The 512-nt window shown below is 58.8% G+C and carries 1 protein-coding gene; it reads left to right on the plus strand.

Features of this window, described 5'->3' with window-relative positions:
- The first annotated feature begins 240 nt into the window (after positions 1-240).
- Positions 241-399, plus strand: coding sequence for a hypothetical protein (locus AC3IFE_RS01540; protein WP_489189386.1), 159 nt, complete (start codon positions 241-243; stop codon positions 397-399).
- Positions 400-512 lie beyond the last annotated feature (113 nt).

The raw sequence follows: 512 nt of genomic DNA on the forward strand, positions 1-512 counted from the left end.
GTGACAATGGGTTGTGTGGAGACGGTGTACAACCCACACGCGTAGACCGTCCGAAGTCGTGACGCCAAACTCCATACCACGCCCCCCAAGCGATGCCGCGATGGCTTTTCCTAAACCACCCGCGTGATTTAGGAAAAGCCACCAGGCTTCCGGTCTTGGGCGCATGGAACATATCGGCTCGTGCACACGCCACCGTGTCGTGACAGCACTGTCCCGACCGACACCTTTGGAACTCGCCTCATGACGGAAGAAACGCATAAGAAACTCAACCGCTGGTTGGAAACGGTAGAAAGATGCCTGCGCATCGGTGCGATGCTGCTCGGGGTAATGACGGCCAGCGCTCCGGTAACCAACGACAGTCCCCACGCCGATCAAGTTCAGCACCAGACGCAGTCGTGACCGGACCCTCTCGTCGAGCTGAGGTCGCATGAACAGATACCCCATAACCGTCGCTGCTGCCGGCATAAGGCCCACAGGAGCAATGCGCAGAGTTATCCTACCGTTCAGCCGCC

This window comes from Burkholderia sp. APQ4-4ca (assembly GCF_057837105.1).